Source organism: Streptomyces sp. DT190 (assembly GCF_049846985.1).
Taxonomy (GTDB): Bacteria; Actinomycetota; Actinomycetes; order Streptomycetales; family Streptomycetaceae; genus Streptomyces.
This window is the reverse complement of the sequence record NZ_JBNCNM010000014.1, coordinates 76,758-89,840: the sequence shown is the minus strand read 5'-3', so window position 1 is coordinate 89,840 and position 13,083 is coordinate 76,758. Positions and strand designations below refer to the sequence as shown.

At 71.7% G+C, this 13,083-nt stretch carries 16 protein-coding genes; all 16 read left to right on the top strand.

Annotated features, from left to right (window positions below; genetic code table 11):
- Positions 1-53 precede the first annotated feature (53 nt).
- A complete protein-coding gene (proS, locus tag ACPXCS_RS23885; protein WP_425947770.1) occupies positions 54-1,469 on the top strand; it encodes a proline--tRNA ligase in 1,416 nt (471 codons plus the stop codon).
- Positions 1,470-1,739: 270 nt separating this feature from the next.
- The gene (locus ACPXCS_RS23880; RefSeq protein WP_020270731.1) at positions 1,740-2,342 is read left to right on the top strand and encodes a hypothetical protein; all 603 of its coding nucleotides are present in this window, start codon (positions 1,740-1,742) and stop codon (positions 2,340-2,342) included.
- A gap of 286 nt (positions 2,343-2,628) precedes the next feature.
- The gene (gene rpsP / locus ACPXCS_RS23875) at positions 2,629-3,048 is read left to right on the top strand and encodes a 30S ribosomal protein S16 (RefSeq protein WP_365094391.1); all 420 of its coding nucleotides are present in this window, start codon (positions 2,629-2,631) and stop codon (positions 3,046-3,048) included.
- Between the two features lie 2 nt (positions 3,049-3,050).
- On the top strand, positions 3,051-3,290 hold the full coding sequence (locus ACPXCS_RS23870) for an RNA-binding protein (protein WP_003973401.1): 240 nt from the start codon (positions 3,051-3,053) through the stop codon (positions 3,288-3,290).
- Between the two features lie 84 nt (positions 3,291-3,374).
- Entirely contained in the window at positions 3,375-3,917 is a 543-nt protein-coding gene (gene rimM / locus ACPXCS_RS23865; RefSeq protein WP_425947773.1) for a ribosome maturation factor RimM, read from the top strand.
- Positions 3,917-4,750: a tRNA (guanosine(37)-N1)-methyltransferase TrmD gene (gene trmD / locus ACPXCS_RS23860; RefSeq protein ID WP_425947775.1), complete on the top strand. Its 834-nt coding sequence runs from the start codon at positions 3,917-3,919 to the stop codon at positions 4,748-4,750. Before rimM ends, trmD begins: the two co-directional genes overlap by 1 nt.
- A 136-nt stretch (positions 4,751-4,886) precedes the next feature.
- A complete protein-coding gene (rplS, locus tag ACPXCS_RS23855) occupies positions 4,887-5,237 on the top strand; it encodes a 50S ribosomal protein L19 (RefSeq protein ID WP_030852073.1) in 351 nt (116 codons plus the stop codon).
- Between the two features lie 45 nt (positions 5,238-5,282).
- Positions 5,283-6,014, top strand: a complete 732-nt coding sequence (gene lepB / locus ACPXCS_RS23850; RefSeq protein ID WP_425947776.1) for a signal peptidase I — start codon at positions 5,283-5,285, stop codon at positions 6,012-6,014.
- Positions 6,007-7,098 (top strand): signal peptidase I, encoded by a 1,092-nt coding sequence (lepB, locus tag ACPXCS_RS23845; protein WP_425947778.1) that lies wholly within the window; start codon positions 6,007-6,009, stop codon positions 7,096-7,098. The genes lepB (ACPXCS_RS23850) and lepB (ACPXCS_RS23845) overlap by 8 nt, the downstream gene beginning before the upstream one ends.
- The gene (gene lepB, locus ACPXCS_RS23840) at positions 6,986-7,948 is read left to right on the top strand and encodes a signal peptidase I (RefSeq protein WP_425947780.1); all 963 of its coding nucleotides are present in this window, start codon (positions 6,986-6,988) and stop codon (positions 7,946-7,948) included. Before lepB (ACPXCS_RS23845) ends, lepB (ACPXCS_RS23840) begins: the two co-directional genes overlap by 113 nt.
- Before the next feature lie 114 nt (positions 7,949-8,062).
- Positions 8,063-8,842, top strand: a complete 780-nt coding sequence (lepB, locus tag ACPXCS_RS23835) for a signal peptidase I (RefSeq protein WP_425947782.1) — start codon at positions 8,063-8,065, stop codon at positions 8,840-8,842.
- Positions 8,832-9,356: an NUDIX hydrolase gene (locus tag ACPXCS_RS23830; protein ID WP_425947784.1), complete on the top strand. Its 525-nt coding sequence runs from the start codon at positions 8,832-8,834 to the stop codon at positions 9,354-9,356. Before lepB (ACPXCS_RS23835) ends, ACPXCS_RS23830 begins: the two co-directional genes overlap by 11 nt.
- 56 nt (positions 9,357-9,412) lie before the next feature.
- On the top strand, positions 9,413-9,721 hold the full coding sequence (locus ACPXCS_RS23825) for a DUF2469 domain-containing protein (RefSeq protein WP_003993268.1): 309 nt from the start codon (positions 9,413-9,415) through the stop codon (positions 9,719-9,721).
- An 85-nt stretch (positions 9,722-9,806) separates the two neighbouring features.
- On the top strand, positions 9,807-10,199 hold the full coding sequence (locus ACPXCS_RS23820) for a YraN family protein (protein WP_425947786.1): 393 nt from the start codon (positions 9,807-9,809) through the stop codon (positions 10,197-10,199).
- Complete coding sequence (locus ACPXCS_RS23815; RefSeq protein WP_425947788.1) at positions 10,199-11,824, top strand: YifB family Mg chelatase-like AAA ATPase; 1,626 nt, start codon at positions 10,199-10,201, stop codon at positions 11,822-11,824. The genes ACPXCS_RS23820 and ACPXCS_RS23815 overlap by 1 nt, the downstream gene beginning before the upstream one ends.
- 8 nt (positions 11,825-11,832) lie before the next feature.
- Complete coding sequence (gene dprA / locus ACPXCS_RS23810) at positions 11,833-12,993, top strand: DNA-processing protein DprA (protein ID WP_425947789.1); 1,161 nt, start codon at positions 11,833-11,835, stop codon at positions 12,991-12,993.
- Positions 12,994-13,083: the final 90 nt, after the last annotated feature.

Here is a 13,083-nt window from a genome sequence, read left to right as displayed (position 1 = left end):
GTGCCGGTGGCCAGATTTCACATTCCGGCAACGTGGGCCCATACCATCGCGCCATGGCCAAGGCACCCGTACTCACGCCGCGTGCGGAGGACTTCCCGCGCTGGTACCAGGACCTGATCGCGAAGGCGGAGCTCGCCGACAACGGGCCGGTGCGCGGCACCATGGTCATCCGACCGTACGGGTACGGGCTCTGGGAGCGGATGCAGGCGGAGATGGACGCCCGCATCAAGGCGACGGGCACGCAGAACGCGTACTTCCCCCTGCTGATCCCGCAGTCCTACCTCACCAGGGAGGCCGACCACGTCGAGGGCTTCGCGCCCGAACTGGCGGTGGTCACCCACGGCGGCGGCAAGGAACTCGAAGAGCCCGCGGTGGTGCGTCCCACCTCCGAGATGATCGTCAACGACTACTTCTCCAAGTGGGTGCAGAGTTACCGGGATCTGCCGCTGCTCATCAACCAGTGGGCCAACGTCGTGCGCTGGGAGCTGCGCCCCCGCCTCTTCCTGCGGACGACCGAGTTCCTCTGGCAGGAGGGCCACACCGCGCACGCCACGTACGAGGAGGCGCGCGACTTCGCCGCGCACATCCACCGGCGGGTCTACGAGGACTTCATGGTGAACGTCCTGGCGATGGATGTCGTGCCCGGCCGCAAGACGGTCAGGGAGCGCTTCGCGGGAGCGGTCAACACCCTCACCCTCGAAGGCATGATGGGTGACGGCAAGGCCCTGCAGATGGCCACCAGTCACGAACTCGGCCAGAACTTCGCGAAAGCCTTCGACACGCGGTACCTGTCCAAGGACGGCCGGCGGGAACTGGTGTGGCAGACCTCCTGGGGATCCACCACGCGCATGATCGGCGCGCTGGTGATGATGCACGGCGACGACGACGGCCTGCGCGTCCCGCCCCGGCTGGCGCAGATCCAGGCCGTCGTGCTCGCGATCAAGGGCGACGAAGCGGTTCTGGCCAAGGTCCGCGAGGTCGGCGACCGGCTGCGGGCGGCCGGTGTCCGGGTCCACGTCGACGACCGCGCCGACGTCCCCTTCGGCCGCCGCGCCGTCGACTGGGAGCTCAAGGGCGTACCGGTCCGCATCGAGATCGGCCCGCGCGACCTGGAGAGCGGCACCGCGATGCTGGCCCGCCGCATCCCCGGCGGCAAGGCGCCGGCCTCCCTCGACGACCTGGTGGGGCTGCTCCCGAAGGTCCTGGAGGAGGACCAGGAGCTGCTGCTGACGCAGTCCAGGGAGCGCCGCGAATCCCGTACGGCGGACGTCGCGACGATCGGGGAGGCCGTCGAGGCCGCCACGGCCGGCGGCTGGGCGCGCATCCCGTGGGCGGTGCTCGGCGAGGAGGGCGAGGCCGCACTCGCCGAGCACGCGGTGACCGTACGGTGTCTGGTCGCGGAGGACGGGTCGGTGCCGGCCGACGGTGACGCACCCGGTAACGTCGCGGTCGTGGCGCGCGCCTACTGAGCCGCGCCGGCGCCGACCGCGTGGTGCGCAAGGCGACCGAAACGCCACTTGCGCCCTTGCGAACCCCTGGCCCCCCGGCGCGCGGACGCCTTCTACGCGCCGGGGCGTACGCGTGACTACGCACCACCTTGTGGTGAGCTGTGAGGCTTCTCCACAGATCAGCGCCCGCGCCCTCGTCGGGGCGCATCAGAGGCAACTGACGGGTACGTGCAAATTATTTGGGATGGCCCGGAATCGGAACACCGGGGCACCCCGGCTCGTTGTCATTACGTGAGCACGACACAGACACCACCTGTTCTCGCCGCAGAGCTGGCACAGGCGTGGGCCGACATTCAGCGGTACCACCCCGAGCTGCCCGACCTTGCCGCGCCAGAGTCCCTGATCGGGGAGTCGTCGTCCGCGTGCGGTCACGAGCTCTCCTTCGAGCGACTGCTCCATGAGGCAGTCCATGGCATCGCCGCCGCCCGCGGCGTCCGCGACACCTCCCGTGCCGGCCGCTACCACAACCGCAGATTCCTCGCCATCGCCGAGGAGCTGGGCCTGGACCACCCCGAGGAACCGCACCCCAGCAGCGGCTTCTCGCTGGTCACGCTCACGCCCGAGGCGAAGCGCCGCTACCGCCCGACGATGGAGCGCCTGCAGCGCGCCCTCAAGGCCCACACGGCCGCGACCTCTTCCGACACCTCCCGCACCTTCCGGGGCCCGGCCGCGCGCCACGGCTCCTCGGGCGGCGGCGTGCGCGTCAAGGCGGTCTGCGACTGCGGACGCAACGTCCGGGTCGTCCCGTCGGTCCTCGCCCAGGCCCCCATCGTCTGCGGCGGCTGCGGCAAGCCGTTCCGGATCCCCGACGTCGTGGGAGCCGTCGCCGGCTGACGTCCCCACCGGCATCTCGTGGCTGCCGGTCGAGACGGACCGCCGGAACGGGGCGGCACCCGGCGTACCTCACCTCCGCGCCGGGTGCCCCTTCGTCATGCCCAGGCGCGGCGCACCCGCGGCCGGAGCGACCCACGGCGTGTGGCACAATGGCTAGCTGTACTCGACAGCCGCACAGGAACCCTCTCGCCTCCGGCTGACGCGTCCATCGGGCACTCGGGTACCGCAACCCCACGCGGCTTCCTCGCCGTGCCCAACCACGTCAAATCCAGGAGAACCCACTCCCGTGGCAGTCAAGATCAAGCTGAAGCGTCTGGGCAAGATCCGTTCGCCTCACTACCGCATCGTCGTCGCCGACTCCCGCACCCGTCGCGACGGCCGTGCGATCGAGGAGATCGGCAAGTACCACCCGACGTACAACCCGTCGGTCATCGAGGTCGACGCGGACCGCGTGGCGTACTGGCTGGGTGTCGGCGCGCAGCCGACCGAGCCCGTCCTCGCCATCCTGAAGAAGACCGGCGACTGGCAGAAGTTCAAGGGCGAGCCGGCTCCGGCCCCGCTCCTGACGCAGCCCGAGAAGGCCGCGCGCCCGTCGTTCGAGGCTCTCGGCGGTGACGACGAGGGCAAGGGTGAGGCCATCACCCAGAAGAAGAAGGCTGAGAAGAAGGACGACGCTGCTGCTGAGTCCGCTTCGACCGAGGCCTGAGCATGCTCGAGGAGGCTCTCGAGCACCTCGTGAAGGGCATCGTCGACAACCCTGACGATGTGCAGGTCGCCTCGCGCAACCTGCGCCGCGGGCGGGTGCTCGAGGTCCGGGTCCACCCGGACGACCTCGGCAAGGTGATCGGCCGCAACGGCCGCACCGCACGCGCCCTGCGCACCGTCGTGGGCGCCATCGGCGGTCGCGGTGTCCGCGTCGACCTCGTCGACGTGGACCACGTCCGCTGACGCTTATCGCGCAACCGGCTCGGGCCGGGGAGGGCCACTGGGCCGTCCCCGGCCCGCAGTCGTATGACAAGGAGACTTGGACAGGTGCAGCTGGTAGTCGCACGGGTCGGCCGTGCCCATGGCATCAAGGGTGAGGTCACCGTCGAGGTACGGACCGACGAGCCGGAGCTGAGGCTCGCCCCCGGCGCGGTGCTCGCCACCGACCCCGCCTCCGCGGGACCCCTCACCATCGAGACGGGCCGTGTCCACAGCGGCCGCCTCCTGCTGCGCTTCGAGGGCGTCCGCGACCGCACCGGCGCCGAGGCGCTGCGCAACACCCTCCTGATCGCCGAGGTCGACCCGGAGGAACTGCCCGAGGGCGAGGACGAGTACTACGACCACCAGCTCGTCGACCTCGACGTGGTCACCGCCGACGGCACCGAGGTCGGGCGGATCACGGAGATCTCGCACCTGCCCACCCAGGACCTGTTCATCGTGGAGCGCCCCGACGGCAGCGAGGTGATGATCCCCTTCGTCGAGGAGATCGTCGCCGAGATCGACCTGGAGGAGCAGAGGGCCGTCATCACCCCGCCCCCGGGCCTGATCGACGACCGCGCCGAGATCGCCTCCAGCCGGGACGAGTCCTGATGCGCCTCGACGTCGTCACGATCTTCCCCGAGTACCTGGAACCGCTGAACGTCTCCCTCGTCGGCAAGGCACGCGCGCGTGGACAGCTGAACGTCCACGTCCACGACCTGCGGTCCTGGACCTACGACCGCCACAACACGGTCGACGACACCCCCTACGGCGGCGGCCCCGGCATGGTCATGAAGACCGAGCCCTGGGGAGACGCCCTGGACTCCGTCCTGGCCGACGGCTACGAGACCGGCTCCCGTGAGCCCGCCCTCATCGTGCCCACCCCGAGCGGCCGCCCCTTCACCCAGGAACTCGCCGTCCACCTCTCCGAGCGCCCCTGGCTGATCTTCACGCCGGCCCGCTACGAGGGCATCGACCGCCGCGTCGTCGACGAGTACGCGACGCGCATGCCGGTCCACGAGGTCTCCATCGGCGACTACGTCCTGGCCGGTGGCGAGGCGGCCGTGCTCGTCATCACGGAGGCCGTGGCGCGGCTGCTGCCCGGTGTCCTGGGCAACGCCGAGTCGCACCGGGACGACTCCTTCGCGCCCGGTGCCATGGCCAACCTGCTGGAAGGGCCCGTCTACACCAAGCCGCCCGAGTGGCGCGGCCGGGACATCCCCGACGTGCTGCTCAGCGGCCACCACGGGAAGATCGCCCGCTGGCGCCGGGACGAGGCCCTCAAGCGCACCACCGCGCACCGTCCCGACCTCATCGAGCGCTGCGACCCCAAGGCCTTCGACAAGAAGGACCGCGAGATGCTCTCCATCCTGGGCTGGGCACCCGACCCGGCCGGGGAGCCGCACGGCCGATTTTGGCGCAGGACCGACGGCGTGGAAGAATAGCCAGCTGTTGTGCGTCCGTCCGGCGTGCGCCCCTGCCACAGGGGGAGACGACGTCCGCCCCGACCCGCACACACCTGATCCCGAAACACCTAGTTTCCGTTGATGACCTGTGGCATCAGCGAGGAAAGCAGACGAAATGTCTCACCTGCTCGACACCGTCGACTCCGCGTCGCTGCGCAGCGACGTCCCCGCCTTCCGCCCGGGCGACACGGTCAACGTGCACGTCCGCGTCATCGAGGGCAACCGCTCCCGTGTGCAGCAGTTCAAGGGCGTCGTGATCCGCCGCCAGGGCTCCGGCGTGCGCGAGACCTTCACGGTCCGCAAGGTCTCCTTCTCCGTCGGCGTCGAGCGCACCTTCCCGGTGCACACCCCGATCGTCGAGAAGATCGAGCTCGTCACCAAGGGTGACGTCCGGCGCGCCAAGCTGTACTACCTGCGCGAGCTGCGCGGCAAGGCCGCGAAGATCAAGGAGAAGCGCGAGAACTGAGCGCTCTCCGGGGTTCACACCGGAGCCGGATAGCATCTGGCTCCGATGGACACCGAAGCACAGCACACGGAGCGCGACCGCTCCTCCCGCCCTTCCGACTCCGAGGCCACCGCCTCGGGTCCCGAAGGGCCGGAGGACCGGTCGCGTTTCGCGTTGCTGTCGAGGGCCGGTGCCTGGCTCCCGGGCGGCCGGTTCACTCTCACCCTGCTGACCTGCCTGCTGTTCCTGCTGTTCCTCAGCACCTTCGTGCTGCGGCCGTTCCAGATCCCCAGCGGATCCATGGAGCGCGCATTGAGGATCGGGGACCGGGTTCTCGTAAATAAGTTGGCATACCGTTTCGGTGCCGCGCCGCAGCGGGGAGACATCGTCGTGTTCGACGGGACCGGGTACTTCGGGCACGCGGACTACGTCAAACGCGTTGTCGGCGTGGGGGGAGACCACGTCGTCTGCTGCGACAAGGAGGGGAGGATCCAGGTGAACGGCCGGCCGGTCGACGAGTCGGGCTTCCTGTATCCCGGGGACAGCCCGTCCGCGGTGCCCTTCGACGTCGTCGTGCCCGACGGCAGGCTCTTCCTCCTCGGCGACCACCGCAGCGACTCCAGCGACTCCCGCGACCACCTCGGCTCGCCCGGCGGCGGCATGATCCCCGTCGATGACGTGATCGGCCGCGCCGACGCGATCGTCTGGCCCTTCGGGCACGCCACCCGGCTGCACCGCCCCGACGCCTACGCCCGCGTGCCCGCCCCCGCCGCCGCAGAGGCGGGCGCCCATGGGTAACCGCGGCAAACCGCGCGGGGTCCCGGCCGGCCCCGCGGACAACCTGCTGCCCACCGGGGCCCGGCGCGCGGCCGGCTCCGCCGGCGGCCGTACGCGCGCCGAGCGGCGCAAGCTCCAGAAGAAGGTCAAGCGGCGCCGCAGACGCGGTGCCGTCAAGGAGATACCCCTTCTCGTCGGCGTCGCCGTCCTCATAGCCCTCGTGCTGAAGACCTTCCTCGTCCAGGCCTTCGTCATCCCGTCGGGCTCCATGGAGCAGACGATCCAGATCGGCGACCGCGTCCTGGTCGACAAACTCACCCCGTGGTTCGGCTCCGAGCCGCAGCGCGGGGACGTCGTCGTGTTCAAGGACCCCGGCGGCTGGCTCCAGGACGAGCAGCCCACGGCCAAGAAGGACGATCCGGTCGTCATCAAGCAGATCAAGGAAGGGCTCACGTTCATCGGCCTGCTGCCGTCCGAGAACGAGAAGGACCTCATCAAGCGGGTCGTCGGCGTGGGCGGCGACCGCGTCAAGTGCTGTGACGCGCAGGGGCGCGTGACCGTCAACGGCGTCCCGCTGAACGAGGACTACCTGTACCCGGGCGCCGCCCCGTCGGACACGCCGTTCGACATCACCGTCCCGCAGGGGCGCCTGTGGGTGATGGGCGACCACCGCAACAACTCCGCCGACTCCCGCGCGCACCAGGACACCGACTACGGCGGCACCGTCTCCGAGGACGAGGTGGTGGGCCGCGCCATGGTCATCGCCTGGCCCCTGGGCCACTGGACCACCCTGGAGGAGCCGAACACCTACGCCTCCGTCACCGACTCGGGCACCGGGTCGACCGCTGCCGCCCGGCTGTCGCATAGGGTTGCCCCCGAGGATTCGAACGAAGCGATCCAGCTCCCGACCCCTGCGGAACTCCCGCTCGTTATGGGAGTGGTGGGCCTGCGCCGCGTGTGGGGCAGGCGGCGGCACAGAGTGAGGAGTTGGCGTGGGGGATGTGGCGGTCGGCGCACGGTCCGGACACGACGGCGAGGAGCACCGCGGACGTCCCGCGCAATCCGCCGTCCCGGCCGCGGACAGCGCCGTGACCTCCGGGAGTGACTCCGGGGCAGCCGAAGGCGACAGGGTGACGGACGAGCACAGCACAGGTGAGGGCCAGGGACCGGGCGGTACGGCCGGGACACCGAGGAAACCGCGCTCCTTCTGGAAGGAGCTGCCCATCCTGATCGGTATCGCGCTGGTGCTGGCGCTGCTGATCAAGACGTTCCTGGTGCAGGCGTTCTCCATCCCCTCCGACTCGATGCAGAACACCCTCCAGCAGGGCGACCGGGTCCTCGTCGACAAGCTCACCCCCTGGTTCGGCTCCGAGCCCGAGCGCGGCGAGGTCGTCGTCTTCCACGACCCCGACAACTGGCTGGCGGGCGAGCCGACCACGGACCCGAACGCCCTGCAGACGTTCCTCAGCTGGATCGGCCTCATGCCGTCGGTCGAGGAGAAGGACCTCATCAAGCGCGTCGTCGGCGTCGGCGGCGACACGGTCGAGTGCAAGAACACCGGCCCGCTGACGGTCAACGGCAAGGCCCTGAACGAGGCGTCGTACGTCTACCCCGGCAACACGCCGTGCAGCGTCGACGACCAGGGCGGCCAGTTCAAGGTGAAGATCCCCGAGGGCTTCATCTGGGTCATGGGCGACCACCGCCAGAACTCCCGGGACTCCCGGTACAACCAGGCGGACAAGAACCACGGCATGGTCCCCGTGAAGGACGTCGTCGGGCGGGCCGTCGTCGTCGCCTGGCCGATCAACCGCTGGGACAACCTGCCCGTGCCCGACACCTTCGACCAGCCCGGCCTGAACGCGCAGCCGGCCGCCGCCGGCATTCCGGTGGCGCCGCAGGGTCTTGCGCTGGCCGGTGTGGTGCCGGTGGTGTGGTGGCGGCGCCGGAAGCCGTAGCGAGCCGCGAAAGCGCTGGTGTCGGCCGGGCCGGAAGCACTGGTCCCGGCCGGGAAGCCGGGATTCCGTCCGTCTGCTGACCCCGGGCCGTACCCCCGGGTAGGGTGCGGACCCATGGGTGGCGAGAGCATGACGCACACGGCCCCGCGCGGCGGCGGCCCCGGCACGGGCCCGGTGGGCAGCCGGACCGGACAGCGGCTGTCCGGGCTGGCCGTCGCACTGGGCCTGGTGCTTTTCCTCGGGGGGTTCGCCTGGGGCGCGGTGGTCTACCTGCCGTACACCGTGCCGACCAGTTCGATGACGCCGACGATCGACGCGGGCGACCGCATCCTCGCCCAGCGGGTGGACGGCGATGAGGTGCGCCGCGGTGACGTCGTCGTCTTCAAGGACGCCACCTGGGCCGACGCGCCCATGGTCAAGCGCGTGGTCGCCGTCGGCGGCGACACGGTCTCCTGCTGCCAGGACGGCAAGCTGCGGGTCAACGGCAAGGAGATCGACGAGACGTACCTGCCCGAGGGCACACCGGCGGAGATGAGCAACTTCCCGACCGTGACCGTCCCCCGGGGCCGTCTCTTCCTGCTCGGCGACGAGCGCGGCAACTCCGTGGACTCCACCGCCCACCTCACCGACGCCGCCGGCGGCACGGTGGCCCGCTCCGCCGTGGACGCGCGCGTGGACGCGGTCGTCTGGCCCATGGAGGGCATGCTGGAGCGCCCCACCGGCTTCGAACCGCTCGGCGGCCTCTCCTCGCCCGGACCGCTGCGGACGATCACCTTCCTGGTGATCGCCGGCGCCGTTCTCGTCCTCGGCGGAGGCGCCTACGGGCCCGTCGCCAAGCGGACGGCCGCGGCCCGTGCCCGCCGGGCGGAGACGGAACCCGCCGGTGTCCGCTGAGGCCGTGCCGGCGGGCCGGGACACCTACCGGGGCGGACTGCGCAAGGTCGCCCGGGTGGTGCTGCTCGACCCGCGCGACCGCATCCTGCTGCTGCACGGGCACGAGCCGGACGATCCGGCCGACGACTGGTGGTTCACCCCGGGCGGCGGTGTGGAGGGCGACGAGACCCGGGAACAGGCCGCCCTGCGGGAACTCGCCGAGGAGACGGGCATCACCGAGGTCGAACTCGGCCCGGTGCTGTGGCGGCGCAGGTGCTCGTTCCCGTTCGCGGGCCGCCGCTGGGACCAGGACGAGTGGTACTTCCTGGCCCGGACGGACCGCACGGAGATCGCCGCCGCCGGGCTGACCGAACTGGAACGGCGCAGTGTCGCCGGAGCGCGCTGGTGGACGTGTCCGGAACTGAGCCGGGCACATGAGACGGTGTATCCGACCAGACTCGCCGGGCTGCTGCGCACGCTGCTCGACGAGGGTCCCCCGGCCAGGCCTGTGATCCTTGACCCGGAAATCGTCTAGGGGCTCACGGGACTGGCGCACAATGGGGGGATCGCACGGCTGAAGGGGAACATGCCATGAGCGCCGAGGACCTCGAGAAGTACGAGACCGAGATGGAGCTGAAGCTCTACCGGGAGTACCGCGATGTCGTCGGTCTGTTCAAATACGTGATCGAGACCGAGCGGCGCTTCTACCTCACCAACGACTACGAGATGCAGGTGCACTCCGTCCAGGGTGAGGTGTTCTTCGAGGTGTCCATGGCGGATGCCTGGGTGTGGGACATGTACCGCCCGGCGCGCTTCGTGAAGCAGGTCCGGGTGCTCACGTTCAAGGACGTGAACATCGAGGAGCTGAACAAGAGCGATCTGGAGCTGCCCAGCGGCTGAAGGCCGCGCGGTCACCCGGGTGGGTGACGACGTTGTCCACAACGGCTGAGCCGTCCACCAAGATCCACTCGGTGGGCGGGGCTGCGTGATCGTTGGCGCCGGAGGTGGTGCCGACATGAACGCACGCAGTGCGATGGGCAGGTACGGAGAGACCCTGGCGGCCCGGCGGCTGGCGGAGACCGGCCTGACGGTGCTGGAGCGCAACTGGCGCTCCGGCCGCGCGGGAGAGATCGACATCGTGGCCCGCGACGGGGACGTCCTGGTCGTCTGCGAGGTCAAGACCCGCAGGGAAGGTCCCTTCGAGCATCCGATGGCGGCCGTGACCCCGCAGAAGGCCCAGCGGCTTCGGGACCTCGCCGAGCGCTGGATCCAGACGCAGGGGGGCGCGCCGCCCGGCGGGGTCCGCATCGACGTGGTCGGGGTACTGCTGCCGGCCCGCGGCGCGGCCGTGGTCGAGCACGTGCGGGGGGTGGCCTGATGGGATTCGCCCGTACGTGTTCCGTGGCGCTGGTGGGCGTCGAGGGCGTGGTCGTCGAGGTGCAGGCCGACCTGGAACCGGGCGTGGCGGCGTTCACGCTGGTGGGACTGCCCGACAAGAGCCTCACGGAGAGCCGGGACCGGGTGCGCGCCGCGGTCGTCAACTCGGGCGCCGCCTGGCCGCAGAAGAAACTCACGGTGGGGCTGAGCCCCGCGTCGGTGCCGAAGTCCGGAAGCGGCTTCGACCTGGCCGTCGCGGCCGCGGTCCTCGGCGCGGCGGAGCGCATCGACCCCCGCGTCCTGGCCGACATCGTGATGATCGGCGAGCTGGGCCTGGACGGTCGGGTGCGGCCCGTCCGGGGAGTGCTGCCCGCGGTGCTCGCGGCCGCGGACGCGGGATACGAGCAGGTGGTGGTGCCGGAGTGCGCCGCCGCCGAGGCCGCGCTGGTGCCCGGCGTGTCCGTGCTGGGCGTGCGCAGCCTGCGCCAGCTGATCGCCGTCCTGGCCGACGAACCCGTGCCCGAGGAGGAGCCGGACGAACGGGGACGACCCGACCCGCTCCTCGCCGGCCTGCGGGTGCCCGGCACGGGCGCGGCCACCGGCATGCACAGCATGGGGGCCGCCCAGCACGACCACGGCCACGACCTCGCGGACGTCGTCGGCCAGACCTCGGCGCGCACCGCGGTGGAAGTGGCCGCGGCCGGAGGCCATCACCTCTTCCTCGAAGGGCCACCCGGAGCGGGCAAGACGATGCTCGCCGAGCGGCTGCCGGCCATCCTGCCCCGGCTCGAGCGGCAGGAGTCACTGGAGGTCACCGCGGTCCACTCGGTGGCGGGCCTGCTGCCCCCGGGCAGGCCGCTGATCGACGTCGCCCCCTACTGCGCCCCGCACCACTCGGCCACGATGCAGGCGCTCGTCGGCGGCGGCCCGGGCATCGCGCGGCCCGGCGCGGTGTCGCTGTCGCACCGCGGCGTGCTGTTCCTGGACGAGACGCCCGAGTTCAGCAGCCGGGCGCTGGACGCGCTGCGCCAGCCCCTGGAAGCCGGGCACGTCGTGATCGCGCGCAGCGCGGGCGTCGTGCGCTTCCCGGCGAAGTTCCTCATGGTGCTCGCGGCCAACCCCTGCCCGTGCGGCCGGTTCTCGCAGCGGGACGACCTGTGCGAGTGCCCGCCCTCGGCGATCCGCCGCTACCAGGCCAGACTGTCGGGTCCGCTGCTCGACCGGGTCGACCTGCGCGTCGAGGTCGACCGTGTCACCCGCACGCAGCTGACCGCCTGCGGCGCCCGGGGCGATTCCACGGCCACGGTCGCCGACCGCGTACGGGCGGCCCGGGACCGTGCCGCACAGCGCCTGGCGGGCACCCCGTGGCGCACGAACAGCGAGGTGCCCGGGCGGGAGCTGCGCAGCCGCTGGTACGCCGTGCCCGGCGCGATGGACGAGGCCGAGCGGAACCTGGAGCGGGGCGTCCTGACCGCCCGCGGTCTCGACCGCGTCCTGCGGGTGGCCTGGACCGTCGCCGACCTCGTCGGCCACGACCGGCCCGACGCGACGGACGTCGCCCTGGCGCTGCAACTGCGCACCGGCGTGCCCCGGGGCGTGCCCATGGCCATCGGCGCGCCGACATGAGCCCCGACATGAGCGCCGTCGGTGCTCCGGAGGGCGAACTGCTCGCCCGCGTCTTCCTCACCCGCGTCATCGAGCCCGGCGACGAGGCCGGTGGGCGGTGGGTGCGGGAGCTCGGGGCCGGGGAGGTGGTGCGGCGGCTCAGAGAGGGCGGGGCGGCCCTGCCGGGCGTCAGCGGGAAGCGGTGGGCCGGGCTCGTGGCCCGGGCCGCGCTCGCCCGACCGCGTCATGATCTCGCCGTCGCCCGTGACGCCGGGGTCCGCTTCGTGTGCCCCGGCGGCAGCGAGTGGCCGGCGCAGCTCGACGACCTCGGGGACGCCCGGCCCCTCGGGCTGTGGGTCCGGGGCCGGGCCGCCCTGCGGATGTGGGCGCTGAGGTCCGTGGCCGTCGTCGGAGCCCGGGCCTGCACCGAGTACGGCGCCCACATGGCGGCCACCCTCGCCGCCGGCCTCGCCGAACAGGGCTGGGTCGTGGTCTCCGGCGGCGCCTACGGTGTCGACGGCGCCGCCCACCGCGGAGCGCTCGGGGCGGGCGGTGCCACCGTCGCCGTGCTCGCCTGCGGGGTCGACCGGCCCTACCCGCGCGGACACAGCCGGCTGATCGGCAGGATCGCCGAACAGGGACTGGTGATCGGCGAGTTGCCGCCCGGCGACCATCCGACCCCCAGCCGCTTCATCCTGCGCAACCGCGTCATCGCGGCCCTCACCCGCGGCACCGTGGTCGTGGAGGCCGCCCACCGCAGCGGCTCGCTCGTCACGGCCCGGGCGGCCCAGCGCCTGGGGCGGCACACCATGGGCGTGCCCGGCCCCGCCATCAGCGCCCTGTCCGCCGGGGTGCACGAACTGCTGCGCGGTGAGGCCACCCTGGTCTCCGACGCCGCGGACGTCGTGGAACTGGTCGGCGACATCGGGCAGCTGGCACCGGACCGGCGCGGTCCCGTCCTGCCCCGGGACCTGCTGGAGCCGGCGGCCCGGCAGGTGCTCGCCGCGCTGCCCGGACGGGGCGTCGCCGCGCCCGACGAGATCGCGCGCCGTGCGCAGACCGCGCAGGACGACGCGATCGCGAGACTGTACGAACTCCGAGCACTCGGTTACGTCGAACGACACGGCGACGGCTGGAAGTTGACACGCCAGGCGGTGATGTCGGTCCGCGGTGTTCCGGGGCCGGGCTGACCGCCGGTGTTCGGCCGTCCGGGGGAACCCCGACACCCCTTGGAAATGCGCCCAGTTGGGCTTCTGTGGTGATCACACCGAGCGTTCGGG

What these genes read in the sequence shown, in the direction of transcription:
- proS (WP_425947770.1), top strand. Translation starts at nt 54, where the DNA reads ATGGCCAAGGCACCCGTACTCACGCCGCGTGCGGAGGACTTCCCGCGC.
- ACPXCS_RS23870 (WP_003973401.1), top strand. Translation starts at nt 3,051, where the DNA reads ATGCTCGAGGAGGCTCTCGAGCACCTCGTGAAGGGCATCGTCGACAAC.
- trmD (WP_425947775.1), top strand. Translation starts at nt 3,917, where the DNA reads ATGCGCCTCGACGTCGTCACGATCTTCCCCGAGTACCTGGAACCGCTG.
- rplS (WP_030852073.1), top strand. Translation starts at nt 4,887, where the DNA reads ATGTCTCACCTGCTCGACACCGTCGACTCCGCGTCGCTGCGCAGCGAC.
- lepB (WP_425947776.1), top strand. Translation starts at nt 5,283, where the DNA reads ATGGACACCGAAGCACAGCACACGGAGCGCGACCGCTCCTCCCGCCCT.
- lepB (WP_425947778.1), top strand. Translation starts at nt 6,007, where the DNA reads ATGGGTAACCGCGGCAAACCGCGCGGGGTCCCGGCCGGCCCCGCGGAC.
- lepB (WP_425947782.1), top strand. Translation starts at nt 8,063, where the DNA reads ATGGGTGGCGAGAGCATGACGCACACGGCCCCGCGCGGCGGCGGCCCC.
- ACPXCS_RS23825 (WP_003993268.1), top strand. Translation starts at nt 9,413, where the DNA reads ATGAGCGCCGAGGACCTCGAGAAGTACGAGACCGAGATGGAGCTGAAG.
- ACPXCS_RS23815 (WP_425947788.1), top strand. Translation starts at nt 10,199, where the DNA reads ATGGGATTCGCCCGTACGTGTTCCGTGGCGCTGGTGGGCGTCGAGGGC.
- dprA (WP_425947789.1), top strand. Translation starts at nt 11,833, where the DNA reads ATGAGCGCCGTCGGTGCTCCGGAGGGCGAACTGCTCGCCCGCGTCTTC.